This window comes from Pseudomonas sp. CP-1 (genome assembly GCF_021213715.1).
In the GTDB taxonomy this organism is placed as follows: Bacteria; Pseudomonadota; Gammaproteobacteria; order Pseudomonadales; family Pseudomonadaceae; genus Pseudomonas; species Pseudomonas aeruginosa.
Genome location: NZ_JAJQKY010000003.1, coordinates 176,663 through 193,938, shown reverse-complemented (window position 1 = coordinate 193,938; position 17,276 = coordinate 176,663). Strand labels below are relative to the sequence as shown.

The window sequence follows — 17,276 nt, the reverse complement described above, 5'->3', positions numbered from 1 at the left end:
GAACCTGGCCAGTGGGGCCCTAGAGGTCCCCCATCACCCGCCCGGCAAAGCCGTATACCCGCCGTCCGCCGCCGATTTCCACCAGCTCCACCTCGCGGCTCTGCCCCGGTTCGAAGCGCACCGCGGTGCCGGCGGCAATGTTCAGGCGCATGCCACGGGTGGCCGGACGGTCGAAGGCGAGGGCGTCGTTGACCTCGAAGAAGTGGTAGTGCGAGCCGACCTGGATCGGCCGGTCGCCGGTGTTCGCCACGCTCAGGGCGAGGGTGCGGCGGCCGGCGTTGAGTTCGATATCGCCGGGCTGGATGTCGTATTCACCGGGGATCATGGGGGCTCCTTGGGGCTCAGGGCGCGCTGCGCGTCGGGTCGAGGTTCAGTTGCATGAAGGTCAGGTCGAGCCAGCGGCCGAACTTCTGGCCCACCTGCGGCATCTGCCCGCTGATCTCGAAGCCGAGGCGCCGGTGCAGGCCGATCGAGGCGGCATTGCCGCTTTCGATGGCGGCCACCATGACGTGCAGTCCCTGGGCCCGCGCACGTTCGATCAGCGCCTGTAGCAGTTGCACGCCGAGGCCTTTGCCGCGCTGGTCGTCGCGCACGTAGACGGAGTGCTCGACGGTGCCGCGGAAGCCCTCGAAGGGTCGCCAGTCGCCGTAGGAGGCGTAGCCGAGCACTTCGCCGGCGGCGTCGCTCGCCACCAGGATCGGGTAGCCCTGGCGGGCGCGGGTGTCGAACCAGGCCTGGCGGTTGGCCAGGTCCACCGGGGTTTCGTTCCAGATCGCCGTGGTATTGCCCACGGCGTCGTTGTAGATGGCGAGGATGCCGGGCAGGTCGGCGACGCCGGCGTCGCGGATCGAAGCGCTCATGGGCGGCCTCAGGCGATGGGCTGGTGGACGGTCACCAGCTTGGTGCCGTCGGGGAAGGTGGCCTCCACTTGGATGTCCGGGATCATCTCCGGCACGCCCTCCATCACCTGCTCGCGGCTCAGCAGGGTGGTGCCGTAGTGCATCAGTTCGGCGACGCTGCGGCCGTCGCGCGCGCCCTCCAGCAGGGCGGCGGAGATCAGCGCCACCGCCTCCGGGTAGTTCAGCTTGAGACCACGTGCCAGCCGGCGCTCGGCGAGCAGGCCGGCGGTGAAGATCAGCAGCTTGTCTTTCTCGCGGGGGGACAAGTCCATCTCAGGTACTCCAGATGCGTGGGGGAACGGCCTCGCGGCCGAGCAGCGCCGGCCGCAGCAGGCGCCAGAGTTCGATCAGCCAGGCTCGCGCGTGCAGCGCCTCGTCGGCCAGGCAGCGCGCCACCAGCAGGCCGCCGGGCAACTGGCTGAGGTTGCCGCGGCCGGCGCAGGGGAGCGCGCGGCAGCGTTGCAGCAGGTCGGTGTCGATCTCGCCGCTGGCGACCAGGGTCGCCAGCACCGGGTGCCCGGCGAGGCCGATCGGCGAGTCGAGCAGGCGGTCGCCGCCGTCGATGCGCTGGCGCTCGTGCCAGAGCAGGCGGTCGTCGCGGCGGATGTCCAGGGCCGCGACGAAATGGCCGCTGGCGAAGCGCTCGCCGCTGGCCGGGCGGCCGAGGGCGACCATGTCCCAGTAGAACAGGCGGGCGTCGCCGCGCAGTTGGATACGGGTTTCCAGTTCGGCCTGGGCGCCGGCGAAGACGATGCTTTCCTGCGGCAGCCATTCCAGGGTGGCGCCGGGCTCCAGGTGGATCTCCAGGGTCTGCCGCGACGGGCAGGCGGCGCGGTACCACTTGGCCGCGCCGGGGCTGGTGAGCTGGGCCCAGGCGCGTTCGCCGAGGCGCACGTCGAAGGCCAGGCTGTCGCCGCCGGCGATGCCGCCGGGCGGATGCACGAGGATGTGCTGGCAGACTTCCGGGCCTTCGGCGTAGAGGTGCTTCTGCACCCGCAGCGGTCCGGCGTGGCGCCGCGTCACCGGGCGTGTGGCGTCGCCGGCGCGGGCGTAGGCCAGCTCCAGCTGGGCGTGCCAGGCGGGGTGGAAGCTCAGGTCGGGGAGGGCGGCGGTCATCGGTCGGGTCAGGCCAGGGCCTTGCGCATGAACACGCGGCGGAATCCCTCTTCCTGGCGGCGTTCGTATTCGAGGTAGCCGACCCTGGCGTAGAGCGCGATGTTTTCCGTCATCCGCTCGTTGGTGTAGAGGTACAGCGAGCGGTAGCCGAGGCTCGTCGCGTCGCGCTCGGCGCGTTCCAGCAGCTGTCGGCCGATGCCCTGGCCCTTGCATTCGGGAAGCACGGCGAGGTTGTCGACGAGGAAGCCGTCGGCGGTTTCCCGGGTCACCAGCAGGCCGACCGGCTGGCCGTCGTGCTCGGCGATGAGGACCCGGTCGCTGGCGATCACCTCGTGGTAGTCCTGGGTCATCGGCCAGGGCTTGCGGCCGATCACCGCGATCCACGGGGCATAGGCGGCGGCGACGCAGAGCGCGGCGAAGCCCGCGTCGGCCTGGACGGCCGGGCGCAGAGTGACGGTCATTTCGACCTCCTGCGGAAAGACGAGGGCATAGAGATTGCCAGCGCAGGCCCCGGTTGCGCCAGCGGCAGTGTGTCCCAGTCCGTTCAAATCGCCACCAGCCCGCGCACGCCCTCGCTCTCCATGTCGCGGCCGCGGCCCTGCTGGACGATCTCGCCGCGCGCCATCACCAGGTATTGGTCGGCCAGTTCGGCGGCGAAGTCGTAGAACTGCTCGACCAGCAGGATCGCCATGTCGCCGCGCGCCGCCAGGCTGCGGACGACCGTGCCGATCTCCTTGATCACCGAAGGCTGGATGCCTTCCGTGGGTTCGTCGAGGATCAGCAGTCGCGGCTGGCTGGCCAGGGCGCGGCCGATCGCCAGTTGCTGCTGCTGGCCGCCGGAGAGGTCGCCGCCGCGGCGCTGTTTCATTTCGCGCAGGACCGGGAACAGCTCGTAGATGAAGTCCGGCACCGCCCGGGCGTCCCTGGCGCTGAAACGGGACAGTCCCATCAGCAGGTTCTCTTCCACCGTCAGCCGGGGGAAGATTTCCCGTCCCTGCGGCACGTAGGCGATCCCGGCGCGGACCCGCTGGTGCGGCCTGAGTCCGGTGAGCGAACGGCCTTCCCAGGCGACCTGGCCCTCGCGGGCCGGGACCAGGCCCATCAGGCAGCGCAGCAGGGTGGTCTTGCCCACCCCGTTGCGACCGAGCAGGCAGGTCACCTCGCCCACCTTCGCCTCGAAGCTCAGGCCACGGAGGATATGGCTACCGCCGTAGTACTGGTGGAGCTTGTCGACTTGCAGCATGGTTCTCTTCCATTTGTCCCGTGATGGTTCTTCACTGCGATTCCCAACCTGGCTCGGCGGATAACCGCGAGCGGTCATTCGCCCTACGCGACGGGCGCCACTTGGCAGGCGCTACCCGCCGAGCGGATGGCTGGCGTCAGCGACCGAGGTAGACCTCGATCACCTGTTCGTCGGCCTGTACCTCCGCCAGCGAGCCTTCGGCCAGCACGTGGCCCTGGTGCAGCACGGTGACATGGTCGGCGATGCTGCCGACGAAACCCATGTCGTGCTCCACCACCATCAGCGAGTGCTTGCGCGCCAGGGACTTGAACAGCTCGGCGGTGAATTCGGTCTCGGCATCGGTCATGCCCGCCACCGGCTCGTCGAGCAGCAGCAACTGCGGTTCCTGCACCAGCAGCATGCCGATCTCGAGGAACTGCTTCTGGCCGTGGGACAGCAAACCCGCCGGACGCTGCCGCGACTCCAGCAGGCGGATGGTGGCGAGCACCTCCTCGATGCGTTCCCTCTGCGTGCCGTCGAGCCGCGCGCGCAGGCTGGCCCACACCGACTTGTCGGCCCTCTGCGCCAGTTCGAGGTTCTCGAACACGCTCAGGGCCTCGAACACCGTGGGCTTCTGGAACTTGCGGCCGATCCCGGCCTGGGCGATCTGCACCTCGCTCATGCGGGTCAGGTCGAGGGTGTCGCCGAAATACGCGGTACCGCTCTGCGGGCGGGTCTTGCCGGTGATCACGTCCATCAGGGTGGTCTTGCCGGCGCCGTTGGGGCCGATGATGCAGCGCAATTCGCCGACGCCGATGTACAGGGTCAGGTCGCGCAGGGCCTTGAAGCCGTCGAAGCTGACGTTGATGTCTTCCAGGCTGAGGATGGTGCCGTGGCGCGCGTCCAGCCGGCCGCTGGTGGCGGCGCCCAGGCCGATGGCGTCGCGGCCGCTGCCGGCGGTATCGAGGCCGGGGTGGAAGGCCGGTTCGAGCATCAGGTGCGGGGTGGTCCTCATTGCTCCTTCTCCTTGCGCAGCAGGCCGAGCAGGCCGCGCGGCAGGTACAGGGTGACGACGATGAACAGCGCGCCGAGGAAGAACAGCCAGTATTCCGGGAAGGCCACGGTGAACCAGCTCTTCGCGCCGTTCACCACGCCGGCGCCGAGCAGCGGGCCGAGCAGGGTGCCGCGTCCGCCGAGGGCGACCCAGACGGCGGCTTCGATGGAGTTGGTCGGCGACATCTCGCTGGGGTTGATGATCCCCACCTGCGGCACGAACAGCGCGCCGGCGAGGCCGCAGAGCACCGCGCTCAGGGTCCAGACGAAGAGTTTGTAGCCGCGCGGGTCGTAGCCGCAGAACATCAGGCGGTTCTCGGCGTCGCGCAGCGCGGTGAGGACCCGGCCGAACTTGCTCCGCGCCAGGCGCCAGCCGAGCAGCAGGCTGGCCGCGAGCAGCGCGACGGTGGCGAGGAACAGGGCGGCGCGGGTGCCCGGCGCGGTGATCGGGAAGCCGAGAATGCTGCGGAAGTCGGTGAAGCCGTTGTTGCCGCCGAAACCGGTCTCGTTGCGGAAGAACAGCAGCATGCCGGCGAAGGTCAGGGCCTGGGTCATGATCGAGAAGTACACGCCGCGGATTCGCGAGCGGAAGGCGAAGTAGCCGAAGGCGAAGGCCAGCGCGCCGGGCACCAGCACCACCAGGCACAGCGCCCAGAGGAAGTGCTGGGTGCCGGCCCAGTACCAGGGCAATTCGTTCCAGGAAAGGAAGGTCATGAACGCCGGCAGGCTGTCGCCGGAGGCCTGGCGCATCAGGTACATGCCCATGGCGTAGCCGCCGAGGGCGAAGAACAGCCCGTGGCCGAGGGACAGCAGGCCGGCGTAGCCCCAGACCAGGTCGAGGGCGAGGGCGACGATGGCGTAGCAGAGGATCTTGCCGGTCAGGGTCAGGCTGTAGGCCGAGAGGTGCAGCGCGCTGTCCGCCGGCAGCAGGTGCAGCAGCGGCATGGCCAGCAGCGTGGCGAAGGCTGCGCCGAGCGCGATAGCGGTGACGCGGCCGCCGGCCCGGCGGGCGAGGGTGACGGTGAGTGGCTGGTTCAATCGATGACCCTCCCTTTCAGGGCGAACAGTCCCTGCGGGCGTTTCTGGATGAACAGGACGATCAGCGCGAGGATCAGAATCTTGCCCAGCACCGCGCCGATCTGCGGTTCGAGGATCTTGTTCGCCACGCCGAGGCCGAAGGCGGCGAGGACGCTGCCGGCGAGCTGGCCGACGCCGCCGAGCACCACCACCAGGAAGGAGTCGATGATGTAGCCCTGGCCGAGGTCCGGGCCGACGTTGCCGACCTGCGACAGGGCTACCCCGCCGAGCCCGGCGATGCCCGAGCCGAGACCGAAGGCGAGCATGTCCACGCGCCCTGTGGGCACCCCGCAGCAGGCCGCCATGTTGCGGTTCTGGGTCACCGCGCGGACGTTCAGGCCGAGCCGCGTGCGGTTCAGCAGCAGCCAGGTGAGGAGCAGCACGAACAGGGCGAAGCCGATGATGACGATGCGGTTCCACGGCAGCACCAGGTTCGGCAGCACCTGGATGCCGCCGGACAGCCAGGCCGGGTTGGCTACCTCGACGTTCTGTGCGCCGAACAGCATCCGCACCAGTTGGATCAGCACCAGGCTGATGCCCCAGGTGGCGAGCAGGGTTTCCAGCGGCCGGCCGTAGAGATGGCGGATCACCGTGCGCTCCAGGGCCATGCCGATGGCGGCGCTGACGCAGAACGCCACCGGTAGCGCCAGCAACGGGTAGAGCGCCAGCCATTCCGGCGCCAGGCGCTGGAACAGCAGTTGCACCACGTAGGTGGAGTAGGCGCCGAGCATGAGCATTTCGCCGTGGGCCATGTTGATCACCCCGAGCAGGCCGTAGGTGATCGCCAGGCCGAGCGCCGCGAGCAGCAGGATCGAGCCCAGCGACAGGCCGCTGAAGGCCTGGCCGAGCAGGTCGCCGACCAGCAGCCGGCGCTTGACCTGGGCCAGGCTGGTGGCGGCGGCGATGCGCACGCCTTCCTCCGGTTCCACCGCCGGGTCGAGCAGGTTCTCCAGGCGGGTTCGCGCCAGCGGATCGCCGGACTCGCCGAGCAGGCGCACGGCGGAAAGGCGTAGCGCCGGGTCGGGATCGCCGAGTTGCAGGTTGGCCAGGGCCAGGCCGAGGGCTTCCTTCACGCCAGCGTCGCTCTCGATCCGCAGGCGCGCTTCGAGCAGCGGCCGTTGCGCGGCCTTGGCGGTCTTCTGCAACTGCTGCGCGGCGGCCAGCCGCAGCGGCACTTCGTTGGCCACCAACTGGTGGCTGGCCAGGGCGGTGTTGAGCAGGCCGCGCAGGCGATTGTTCAGGCGCAGCGGCTTCGGCTCGCCGTCCGGCAGGGCGTCGCCTTCGGCGGCCTGGAAACGCTGGTCGGCGCCGAGGAGGAATGGCTGCTGGCGGCTGTCCAGCGCAATGCGGTTGTGGCGCAGCGCTTCGAGAAAGGCCAGGCGACCGGCGTCGGGCGTCGCCGCCCAGTGTTCGAGCAGGTGGGCGCGACCGCCGTTGTCGGCAGCGGCGAAGTCCTGCGCCGGTCCGGCGTGGGCCGCCACCGCGAGAAGGGCGGCCAGGACCAGGACACAGGCCTGGAGCGGGCGGGTGAGGAGGGCAAGGGGCATGCTGGGGTTCCTGGGCGACGTGCGGTGTGGCCGGTCGTTGCCCCTCTCCCCCGCCCTCTCCCTGAAGGGCGAGGGGGCCGTTCGGCGCGCGACCGGGGCGTTCCCGTTCCGTTCAGGGGAACGCCTGGTCAGGGGGGCAGGGTTCTTCACGGCAGAACTCAGTTGCTCTTCAGCGCATGCTCCGGCTTCTTCTCGTTGCCCGGGATGAACGGGCTCCAGGGTTGCGCGCGAAGCGGTTCGGGGGTCTTCCAGACCACTTCGAACTGGCCGTCGTCTTGGATCTCGCCGATCATCACCGGCTTGTGCAGGTGGTGGTTGCTCTTGTCCATGACCAGCGTGTAGCCGGATGGCGCCTTGAAGCTTTGTCCGGCCATCGCCTCGCGAACCTTGTCGACCTCGGTGCTGCCGGCCTTTTCCACGGCCTGCGCCCACATGTGGATGCCGACGTAGGTGGCTTCCATGGGGTCGTTGGTCACCGCGGTGGCGTAGTTCGGCAGGTTCTTCGCCTTGGCGTAGGCTTTCCAGTCGGCGACGAACTTCTCGTTGACCGGATTGCTCACCGACTCGAAGTAGTTCCATGCCGCGAGGTTGCCGACCAGCGGCTTGGTGTCGATGCCGCGCAGTTCTTCCTCGCCTACGGAGAAGGCCACCACCGGCACCTCGGTGGCTTCCAGGCCCTGGTTGGCCAGTTCCTTGTAGAAGGGCACGTTGGAGTCGCCATTGACGGTGGAGACCACCGCGGTCTTGCCGCCTGCGGCGAACTTCTTGATGTCGGCGACGATGGTCTGGTAGTCGCTGTGGCCGAACGGCGTGTAGACCTCCTGGATGTCCTTGTCGTCCACGCCCTTGCTGTGCAGGAAGGCGCGCAGGATCTTGTTGGTGGTGCGCGGGTAGACATAGTCGGTGCCGAGCAGGAAGAAGCGCCTGGCACCGCCGCCGTCCTCGCTCATCAGGTACTCCACCGCCGGGATCGCCTGCTGGTTCGGCGCCGCGCCGGTATAGAAGACGTTTGGCGAGAGTTCCTCGCCCTCGTACTGGACCGGGTAGAACAGCAATCCGTTGAGTTCCTCGAATACCGGCAACACCGATTTGCGCGACACCGAGGTCCAGCAACCGAAGACCACCGCGACCTTGTCCTGGGTCAGCAACTGGCGGGCCTTTTCCGCGAACAGCGGCCAGTTTGACGCGGGATCGACCACCACCGCCTCCAGCTTCCTGCCGTTGACCCCGCCCTTGGCGTTGATCTCGTCGATGGTCATCAGGGCCATGTCCTTCAGCGAGGTCTCGGAGATCGCCATGGTCCCGGACAGCGAGTGAAGGATGCCGACCTTGATGGTTTCGGCGGCCTGGATGGACCAGGACAGGCCCATGGAAGCGATGGACGCGGACAGCGTGAAGGCCTTGAGCAGACTGCGACGTTTCATTGGTGTTGTTCTCCATTCACCAGCGGTCGGGGCGGCAGTTTTCAGGAGGCGTCGTGCTTGTCGTCGGGCATCCGTCCGGTGGACGGCGGGGTGCGCACTGCGGCCTGGATCTCTTCGTCGAGGCTTCAGAGCAAAGGCTGTGCCTCTTCTTGGCGCTGGCCGGTATCGGTCGGCGAAAAGGCGCCGCGAGTCGCCGGGGAAGCATGCCGAGCAGGCCTGGCTATGCCGGTGAAGGCGGCGTTTTCAACGGGTTTTCGCCGGATATCGACGGAGAAGGGGTCGTGGGCTCCGGATGGGGAGGCGTCGCGCTGACCTCCCTCCCTACCGCCGGCGGCGCGTCCATGGGAGCGCCGCCGCTTCGCCCGGGCACCACTGCGGTGCGTCAGGGCGCGGCATCCAGGGTGTCCGCCTCAGGCTGGTGCGCTCAGCCTGGGAACAGCGAACCCTTCAGGCCGGTGACGATGATCTGCGCCGCCAGCGCGCAGACGAACAGACCCATCAGGCGACTGACGATCTGCAGGCCCTGGTCGCCAAGCAGGCGTTCGATGCGGTCGGAAAGATAGAGCGTGGTGCCGAGGGTCAGGCAGGCGAGGAAGATCGCCACCAGGGAGATCAGCTTGGCCTCCCAGCCCTGGCCGACGCCCATCACCAGCAGCGCGCCGATGGTGCCGGGGCCGACGGTGAGAGGAATGGTCAGCGGGACGATGGTCACGTCCTGCTGCACGTTGTCGCTCTGCACCGCCGCGCGGCCCTGGGCCATGCCCAGCGCGGAGATGAACAGCACGCTGCCGGCGCCGATGCGGAAGGCGTCGGCGGTGATACCGAAGAGGATGAAGATGTAGCGGCCGAACAGGTACAGCGCGACGCTGGCGATCAGCGCCGCCAGGGCCACCCGCCAGGCCATGCGCTTGCGGTCGCGCGGGCCGAAGCCGCGGCTGAGGCTGATGAAGCAGGACAGCACGAAGAAGGGGCTATAGAGCACCAGCATCTTCAGGTAGACGCTGAACAGCAAATGCATGGAGGCGCTTCCGGTCCGGGGGTGGGCATGAGCATAGCGTGCGACGGGCCGGTGCGATGTCCGGCGGGTTGGCAATATGCCGGTTCGCGTGGCATGTGACAACGAGGCCGGATGTCGGCGGATAACGCCGTTGGCGTCATGCGCCCTAAGGGAGCCGGGACCACCGGGGCGTAGGGCGAATAACCGCGTGCGGTTATCCGCCGTGGCGGAAGTGGCGGTGTCGGCGGATAACGCCGTTGGCGCTATGCGCCCTACGGGGGCCGGGGCCACCGGGGCGTAGGGCGAATAACCGCGTGCGGTTATCCGCCGTGGCGGAAGTGGCGGTGTCGGCGGATAACGCCGTTGGCGCTATGCGCCCTACGGGAGCCGGGGCCACCGGGGCGTAGGGCGAATAACCGCGTGCGGTTATCCGCCGTGGCGGAAGTGGCGGTGTCGGCGGATAACGCCGTTGGCGCTATGCGCCCTACGGGAGCCGGGGCCACCGGGGCGTAGGGCGAATAACCGCGTGCGGTTATCCGCCGTGGCGGAGGCCGGGTGCTGCGCCGGAGAACGTCGCTGCCCTCAGGAGGGCAGGGCGTCGCCCTGGCGGCGGCGGTCGCGTTCGCCGACCCAGTAGGCGATCAGCTCGCGCAATTGCGACAGCTCCACCGGCTTGGCCATGTGCCCGTCCATGCCGACCAGCCGCGCGCGTTCCTTGTGCTCGCTGAGGATGTGCGCGGTGAGCGCCACCACCGGGGTATGCGGGCGCTGTTCGTGGGCTTCCCAGGCGCGTAGCTGTTCGGTGGCGGAGAAGCCGTCGAGCACCGGCATCTCGCAGTCCATCAGCACCAGGTCGTACTGGGTCGCCTTCATCGCGCTGAGCGCCTCCTGGCCGTTGCTGGCGGTGTCCGGCTGCAGGTTGAGCTTGTTCAACATGCCGCGGATGACCTTGGTGGAGATGCTGTTGTCCTCGGCGACGAGGATCCGGAAATCGCTCGGCAGGCTCGGCGCCTGCGCTTCCTTGGCCGGTTGCAGGTAGTTGGTGACGCCGCTGACGCCGCGCTGGGCGAGTTCGTCGGCGAGGGTCGCCTTCAGCGTGTAGCCGGCCACCGGCTTGGCCAGGATGCGCTTGATCCCGGCGTTGCGGGCGATGATCTTGCTCGGCGCGTTGCTGATCCCGGTGAGCATGATCAGCAGGATGTCGTGGTTGAGGTTGGGGTCTTCCTTGATCTTCGCCGCCAGTTGCATGCCGGTCATGCCGGGCATGTCCTGGTCGAGCAGGACCACGTCGAAGTACTCGCGCAGGTGCGCCTTGGTGCGCAACTGGGCCAGCGCCTCCTTGCCGGACGACACCGCGCTGACGTTCAGGCCCCAGCCGCTGCACTGCTGCACCAGCACCTTGCGGCAGGTTTCGTTGTCGTCCACCACCAGCAGCCGGGCGCCCTGCAGCGGGCCGTCGAGGTCGGCGGTGGGGTTCTCCAACTGCTGCGGGTCGAGCGGCAGGGTCAGCGACAGGGTGGTGCCCTGGCTGCTGCCGGACTGGATGCCGAACTCCCCGCCCATCAGCCGCACCAGTTGGCGGGCGATGATCAGGCCGAGGTGGCTGCCGAGCTTGCTGGCGGAAAGGAAGTCGCCGCTGTGCAGCTCGGCGGTGAGCAGCGCCTCGCGCTCCTTGGCGTCGAACGGGTGGCCGCTGTCCTGCACGGCGATGCGCAGGCGTGGCGTCTCGCCCTGGTCGTCGAGGGCCACCACCAGCAGGATCTCGCCTTCCTCGGTCTGCTTGAACGCGTTGTCCAGCAGGCTCAGGACCACCTGGCGCAGGCGCGTCGGATCGCCGCCGATGACCCGCGGCACCTGCGGCTGGGTGAAGCTGATCAGCTCGATGCGCTGCTGCTCGGCCTTGACCCGGAAGATATCCAGGCAGTCCTCGATCAGCGCGTTGAGGTCGAACTGCACTTCGTCCAGCTCGATCTGCCCGGACTCCAGCTTGGAGATGTCGAGGATCTCGTTGATCAGCGTGAGCAGCTCGTTGCCGGCGCTGTGGATGGTCTGCACGTAGTCGCGCTGCTTCGCCGACAACGGGGTGCCGAGGAGCAGTTCGGTCATCCCCAGCACGCCGTTCATGGGCGTGCGGATCTCGTGGCTGATCTTGGCCAGGAACTCGGCCTTGGTCTGCAATTCCGCGGTGTGCGCCGCCTCGCTGGTGCGCTGTTGCAGGTTGAGCTGCTGGATCAGCCGCTGGCGTTCGGTGAGCGAGACGCTCAGGACCAGCCCGGCGAGGGTGGCGAAGCTGAACACGCCGAGCACCAGCCAGCCCGGATCGAGTTGCTTGGTGCCGAACAGTACCGGCAGGAACACCATGAAGCCGGCGTTGAACACGATCATCCCGGCAACGATCAGGCGCGCCGGCTGGTAGCCGCGATACCAGTGCCAGGCCGCGACCAGCGGGACGCTGAGCGAACTGAGGATCACCAGCAGGTAGATCAGCCAGCTGAACCAGAGTTGCTGGGTGAAGGCGATGATCGCGCCGACCGCCAGGATCAACAGCGCCTCGCCTTGCAGGAGGCGGTTCAGGCGGCTTTCCGCAGTGCCGCGGAAGAAGCTGCAGGCGAACCACAGCAGGCTCACCGCGGCGCCGAGGGCGCCGAGGTCGGCGGTCAGCGACTGGTTGAACTTGAGTCCCGGCAGCCAGAACGCCACCAGCCCCAGGTTCGCCGCGGCGCAGACCGCCAGCGCCGCGTGCACCGCCGCCAGCCACAGGCTGCTGGCGCTGCGCGAGTAGGCGAAGCGGATCAGGTTGTACATCAGCAGCAGGAGCATGCCGCCGAGCAGCATGCCGAAGGCGTAGGCGGGCTTCTCCAGGCCGACCAGGCCGGCTTCGTCGATCTGGTCGAACCAGGCCATCAGCGGATGGTTGGAGGTCATCCGCACGTACAGGGTCATCGGCTTGCCGTCGACCGGCAGCGAGAACAGGTAGGAGCGCGAGGGCAGCGGGCGCTCCTGGAACGGTCGCGACTCGCCGGTGTGCTGGTCCCGCACCAGTTGGCCGTCCTGCACCAGGTAGTAGTCCAGATACTGCACCCGCGGGGCGAAGATCCACAGCCAGCTCGGCACCTTCTGCGCGGGAAGCTGGACCTGCAGCCAGACCGCCTGGGGGCTGGCGGGGAAGATGAAGGAGCGCTTGGCCAGCGGGCGGAACTGCTCCTTGCGCTGGAGGACGTCGGCGATCCGCAGTTGCGCGCTCTCGTCGCGCAGCAGGCGCCAGTTCTGGTTGGCGCTGGGAGTAGTGGCGGTGGTTTGCAGGGGAACGCTGGAAACGCCGGCGTCGTCCGCGACCGCCGGCGACATCGGACCGAGCAGAAGCAGCAGGAAGCTGACGAGTAGTCCTATGGCGATCCGAAGCCGTACCACGGCGAAGTCCCTTCGAAGGTGAATGGCCGGATTATAGCCAAGTGGCCGTGGCAACGGCATAGGCCGCGGAAGCGCCGTGCGGCGCCCGCGGCCTCGGGCCCGGTCAGGACTCGCCGCGCTCGCGGGCGATGGCACGGTAGCCGATGTCCTTGCGGTAGAAGCAGCCGTTCCAGCGGATCTTCTCGGCCAGGCGATAGGCCTGTTGCTGGGCGGCGGATACGCTCTCGCCGATGGCGGTGGCGCAGAGAACGCGGCCTCCGGAGGTGACCACCTGGCCATCCTTCAGCGCGGTGCCGGCGTGGAACACCTTGCCGTCCAGCGCGGCGGCCTCGGCCAGGCCTTCGATGACCTCGCCCTTGGCGTAGTCGCCCGGATAGCCGCCGGCGGCCAGCACCACGCCAACGGTCGGACGCGGGTCCCAGGTCGCCTCGACCTTGTCCAGCGCCTTGGCCAGGGCGGCCTCGACCAGCAGGACCAGGGATGACTCCAGGCGGACCATGATCGGCTGGGTTTCCGGATCGCCGAAGCGGCAGTTGAATTCGATGACCTTGGGCGCGCCGCTCTTGTCGATCATCAGGCCGGCATAGAGGAAGCCGGTATAGACGTTGCCTTCCTCGGCCATGCCGCGCACCGTCGGGTAGATCACTTCGTCCAGCACCCGCTGGTGGACCTCGGCGGTGACCACCGGGGCCGGCGAGTAGGCGCCCATGCCGCCGGTGTTCGGCCCGCTGTCGCCATCGCCGACGCGCTTGTGGTCCTGGCTGGTGGCCATCGGCAGCACGTTCTGGCCGTCGACCATGACGATGAAGCTGGCCTCCTCGCCATCGAGGAACTCCTCGATCACCACGCGCGAGCCGGCGTCGCCGAAGGCATTGCCGGCGAGCATGTCGCGCACGGCGGCTTCGGCTTCGTCCAGGTTCATGGCGACGATCACGCCCTTGCCCGCGGCCAGGCCATCGGCCTTGATGACGATGGGTGCGCCCTGCTCGCGCAGGTAGGCCAGGGCCGACTCGACCTCGGTGAAGTTGCGATAGGCGGCGGTGGGGATCCGGTGGCGGGCGAGGAAGTCCTTGGTGAAGGCCTTCGAGCCTTCCAGCTGGGCGGCGCCGGCGGTCGGGCCGAAGATATCCAGGCCGCGCTCACGGAACAGGTCGACCACGCCTGCCACCAGCGGCGCCTCGGGACCGACGATGGTCAACTGGACGTTCTTCGCGGCGAAGTCGGCCAGTTGCTCCAGGGCCAGCACGTCGATGGCGACGTTCTCGCACTTGGCTTCGGTGGCGGTGCCGGCGTTGCCCGGGGCGACGAAGACCTTCGCCACGCGCGGGTCCTGGGCGACTTTCCAGGCCAGGGCATGTTCACGACCGCCGCTGCCGATGATGAGTACGTTCATGGGGTTCTCCTGGCGCAACGGCGGGTAACGCGCCGCGTTATCCGCCCTGCGTGAAATTCGTGGGTAGGGCGGCTGACCGCATCGCGCTCAGCCGCCGTGATACTCAATGGCGGAAATGGCGCATGCCAGTGAACACCATCGCGATATCCGCCTCGTCGGCCGCCGCGATCACTTCGCTGTCGCGCATCGAGCCGCCCGGCTGGATCACCGCGGTGATGCCGGCCTTGGCCGCGTTGTCGATGCCGTCGCGGAACGGGAAGAAGGCGTCGGAAGCCATCACCGCGCCTTTCACTTCCAGGCCAGCGTGCTCGGCCTTGATCGCGGCGATCCGTGCGGAGTTGACCCGGCTCATCTGGCCGGCGCCGACGCCGACGGTCTGGCGGTTCCTGGCGTAGACGATGGCGTTGGACTTGACGAACTTGGCCACCTTCCAGGCGAAGATCAGGTCGTGGATCTCCTGCTCGGTGGGCGCGCGGCGAGTGACGATCTTCAGGTCCTCGGCCTTGATCATGCCGATGTCGCGGCTCTGTACCAGCAGGCCGCCGTTGACCCGCTTGAAGTCCCAGCCCGGGGCGCGCTCGGCTGGCCATTCGCCGCATTCGAGCAGGCGTACGTTGGCCTTGGCGGCGACCACCTCGCGGGCGGCGGCGGAAATCTTCGGCGCGATGATCACCTCGACGAACTGGCGCTCGACGATGGCCTTGGCGGTTTCGCCGTCCAGCTCGCGGTTGAAGGCGATGATGCCGCCGAACGCCGATTCGCTATCGGTGGCGTAGGCCAGGTCGTAGGCCTTGCGGATGCCGCCTTCGTCTTCCGGCACCACGGCGACGCCGCAGGGGTTGGCATGCTTGACGATCACGCAGGCCGGCTTGAGGAAGCTCTTCACGCATTCCAGGGCGGCGTCGGTGTCGGCGACGTTGTTGAACGACAACTCCTTGCCTTGCAACTGGATGGCGGTGGAGACGCTGGCCTCGCCCTTCTTCGCCTCGACGTAGAACGCCGCGCTCTGGTGCGGGTTCTCGCCGTAGCGCATTTCCTGGGCCTTGACGAACTGGCTGTTGAAGGTGCGCGGGAAGGCGCCGCGGTCGGCGGTGCCGAGGGTGTCGCGGGTCTGGTCGATGGTACCCAGGTAGTTGGCGATCATGCCGTCGTAGGCGGAGGTGTGCTCGAACGCCTTGAGGGCCAGGTCGAAACGCTGGGCGTAGGTCAGGCCGCCGGCCTTGAGGGATTCGATCACGGCGGCGTAGTCGCCGGCATTGACCACGATGGCGACATCCTTGTGGTTCTTCGCCGCCGAACGGACCATGGTCGGCCCGCCGATGTCGATGTTCTCGATGGCGGTAGGCAGGTCGCAGTCGGGCCTGGCCACCGTGGCCTCGAAGGGATACAGGTTGACCGCCACCAGGTCGATCGGCTTGATGCCGTGCTGCTCCATGACCGCGCCGTCCAGGTCGCGGCGACCGAGGATACCGCCATGCACCTTCGGGTGCAGGGTCTTCACCCGACCGTCCATCATTTCCGGGAAGCCGGTGTAGTCGGCCACTTCCACGGCAGAGATGCCGTTGTCCCGGAGCAGCTTGTAGGTGCCGCCGGTGGAAAGGATTTCCACGCCGAGGGCGACCAGCTCACGGGCGAAGTCGACGACGCCGGTCTTGTCGGAAACGCTGATCAGCGCGCGGCGGATGGGCAGGCGGGTGGTTTGGTCGGTCATTGCAAGGGTCCTGAGGGCTGGCTTCCGGCCGCGGGTGCCGGCCGGGACGCGCGCCCTTGGCCGGAGCCCGCCGCCGCTCTTAAAGAAGGTCGTATTGCTTGAGTTTCTTGCGCAGGGTCCCGCGGTTCAGGCCGAGCAGCTCGGAGGCCTTGGTCTGGTTCCCCTTGACGTGGTTCATGACGGTTTCCAGCAGCGGCGCTTCGACTTCGCAGAGCACCATGTTGTAAACGTCCGTGACCGGCTGCCCTTCGAGGTGGGCGAAGTAGTTGTGCAATGCCTTCTCCACGCTGTCGCGCAGGGTCTGCCCTTCTTGCGTCGGCGTGGTGAGGTGCTGTTTCAGGTTGGCGTTGTCGCTCACGGGCGTTGTTCCACTCACTAAAGTCTCGGTCGTCATCGTTGTCATGCGGCCACCCCTGTTCCGTTATTCTGGCGCTCGGCGAAGAACTGCCTGACGCTGGCGCACTGCGCATCCGTGTCCTGCAAACGATTGAACTGGGCGCGGAATTCCCTTGCGCCCGGCAGAGTCGCGAGATACCACCCCACATGCTTGCGGGCGATCCGCACACCCATTTCTTCCCCATAAAAAAGGTGCAGCTCCGCGAGGTGTTCGAGCAGGATGCTCTGCACTTCGGGAAGCGGCGCCGCCGGCAGGTGCTCGCCGGTCCGCAGGTAATGGTCGATCTCGCGGAAAATCCACGGTCTTCCCTGGGCGGCCCGACCGATCAGCAGGGCATCCACCCCGGTCTGCTCGATGACTTTCCTGGCCTTCTCCGGCGAATCGATGTCGCCATTGGCGAACACCGGTATCGACACGGCCTGCTTGATCGCCGCGATGGTCTCGTACTCCGCCTCCCCGGTGTACAGGTCGGCGCGGGTCCGGCCATGTACCGCAAGAGCCTGGATCCCCGCCTGTTCGGCGAGCCTCGCGACGCTGACGCCGTTACGGTTGTCCCGGTCCCAGCCGGTCCGGATCTTCAGGGTGACCGGTACGTCGACCGCCCTGACCACGGCATCGAGGATCTCGGCGACCAGCGCCTCGTCCCGCAGCAGGGCGGACCCCGCTGCCTTGTTGCATACCTTCTTCGCCGGGCAGCCCATGTTGATGTCGATGATCTGCGCACCGAGTTCCACATTGCGCTGCGCGGCCTCGGCCAGCATGGCCGGATCGCCGCCGGCGATCTGCACCGAGCGCGGCTCGTCCTCGCCATCGTGGATCAGGCGCAGGCGCGACTTGCGGCTGTTCCACAGGCGGACGTCGCTGGTCACCATCTCCGATACCACCATCCCGGCGCCAAGGCGACGGCAAAGCTGACGGAACGGACGATCGGTCACCCCGGCCATCGGCGCGAGGATCAGTCTGTTGGGCAGTGTATATGGGCCGATGCGTACCACCGACATGGGGCTTCCCTGTCTTGCGGTGCTGCGA

General features: G+C 68.0%; 16 protein-coding genes. All 16 read right to left on the bottom strand.

The window, feature by feature from the left end; genetic code table 11:
- Nucleotides 1-19 precede the first annotated feature (19 nt).
- Entirely contained in the window at nucleotides 20-325 is a 306-nt protein-coding gene (locus tag LT948_RS07860) for an urease subunit beta (RefSeq protein WP_003095450.1), read from the bottom strand.
- A 16-nt stretch (nucleotides 326-341) separates the two neighbouring features.
- Nucleotides 342-860, bottom strand: coding sequence for an L-methionine sulfoximine N-acetyltransferase (locus tag LT948_RS07855; RefSeq protein WP_003099390.1), 519 nt, complete (start codon nucleotides 858-860; stop codon nucleotides 342-344).
- A gap of 8 nt (nucleotides 861-868) precedes the next feature.
- Nucleotides 869-1,171, bottom strand: a complete 303-nt coding sequence (locus LT948_RS07850; protein ID WP_003095443.1) for an urease subunit gamma — start codon at nucleotides 1,169-1,171, stop codon at nucleotides 869-871.
- Between the two features lies 1 nt (nucleotide 1,172).
- The gene (locus LT948_RS07845) at nucleotides 1,173-2,015 is read right to left on the bottom strand and encodes an urease accessory protein UreD (protein WP_003116109.1); all 843 of its coding nucleotides are present in this window, start codon (nucleotides 2,013-2,015) and stop codon (nucleotides 1,173-1,175) included.
- Between the two features lie 8 nt (nucleotides 2,016-2,023).
- Nucleotides 2,024-2,476, bottom strand: a complete 453-nt coding sequence (locus LT948_RS07840) for a GNAT family N-acetyltransferase (RefSeq protein ID WP_003095437.1) — start codon at nucleotides 2,474-2,476, stop codon at nucleotides 2,024-2,026.
- Nucleotides 2,477-2,559: 83 nt separating this feature from the next.
- Entirely contained in the window at nucleotides 2,560-3,258 is a 699-nt protein-coding gene (urtE, locus tag LT948_RS07835) for an urea ABC transporter ATP-binding subunit UrtE (RefSeq protein WP_003105134.1), read from the bottom strand.
- 136 nt (nucleotides 3,259-3,394) lie between these two features.
- Nucleotides 3,395-4,252: an urea ABC transporter ATP-binding protein UrtD gene (urtD, locus tag LT948_RS07830; RefSeq protein ID WP_003105136.1), complete on the bottom strand. Its 858-nt coding sequence runs from the start codon at nucleotides 4,250-4,252 to the stop codon at nucleotides 3,395-3,397.
- The gene (gene urtC / locus LT948_RS07825; protein ID WP_003105139.1) at nucleotides 4,249-5,328 is read right to left on the bottom strand and encodes an urea ABC transporter permease subunit UrtC; all 1,080 of its coding nucleotides are present in this window, start codon (nucleotides 5,326-5,328) and stop codon (nucleotides 4,249-4,251) included. The genes urtD and urtC overlap by 4 nt, the downstream gene beginning before the upstream one ends.
- A complete protein-coding gene (gene urtB, locus LT948_RS07820; RefSeq protein ID WP_009314317.1) occupies nucleotides 5,325-6,914 on the bottom strand; it encodes an urea ABC transporter permease subunit UrtB in 1,590 nt (529 codons plus the stop codon). The genes urtC and urtB overlap by 4 nt, the downstream gene beginning before the upstream one ends.
- Before the next feature lie 158 nt (nucleotides 6,915-7,072).
- Nucleotides 7,073-8,338 (bottom strand): urea ABC transporter substrate-binding protein, encoded by a 1,266-nt coding sequence (gene urtA, locus LT948_RS07815; protein ID WP_003095422.1) that lies wholly within the window; start codon nucleotides 8,336-8,338, stop codon nucleotides 7,073-7,075.
- Between the two features lie 424 nt (nucleotides 8,339-8,762).
- The gene (locus tag LT948_RS07810) at nucleotides 8,763-9,356 is read right to left on the bottom strand and encodes a MarC family protein (RefSeq protein WP_003095417.1); all 594 of its coding nucleotides are present in this window, start codon (nucleotides 9,354-9,356) and stop codon (nucleotides 8,763-8,765) included.
- A 561-nt stretch (nucleotides 9,357-9,917) separates the two neighbouring features.
- Nucleotides 9,918-12,746 carry a hybrid sensor histidine kinase/response regulator RetS gene (retS, locus tag LT948_RS07805; RefSeq protein WP_003111227.1) on the bottom strand — a complete coding sequence of 943 codons (2,829 nt, stop codon included), beginning with the start codon at nucleotides 12,744-12,746 and terminating at the stop codon, nucleotides 9,918-9,920.
- Between the two features lie 103 nt (nucleotides 12,747-12,849).
- Nucleotides 12,850-14,139 (bottom strand): phosphoribosylamine--glycine ligase, encoded by a 1,290-nt coding sequence (gene purD, locus LT948_RS07800; RefSeq protein ID WP_023092666.1) that lies wholly within the window; start codon nucleotides 14,137-14,139, stop codon nucleotides 12,850-12,852.
- Nucleotides 14,140-14,242: 103 nt separating this feature from the next.
- Nucleotides 14,243-15,850: a bifunctional phosphoribosylaminoimidazolecarboxamide formyltransferase/IMP cyclohydrolase gene (gene purH, locus LT948_RS07795; RefSeq protein WP_003095406.1), complete on the bottom strand. Its 1,608-nt coding sequence runs from the start codon at nucleotides 15,848-15,850 to the stop codon at nucleotides 14,243-14,245.
- Between the two features lie 79 nt (nucleotides 15,851-15,929).
- On the bottom strand, nucleotides 15,930-16,253 hold the full coding sequence (fis, locus tag LT948_RS07790; RefSeq protein WP_003121116.1) for a DNA-binding transcriptional regulator Fis: 324 nt from the start codon (nucleotides 16,251-16,253) through the stop codon (nucleotides 15,930-15,932).
- Entirely contained in the window at nucleotides 16,250-17,248 is a 999-nt protein-coding gene (gene dusB, locus LT948_RS07785) for a tRNA dihydrouridine synthase DusB (RefSeq protein ID WP_003111229.1), read from the bottom strand. The genes fis and dusB overlap by 4 nt, the downstream gene beginning before the upstream one ends.
- Between the last annotated feature and the right edge of the window lie 28 nt (nucleotides 17,249-17,276).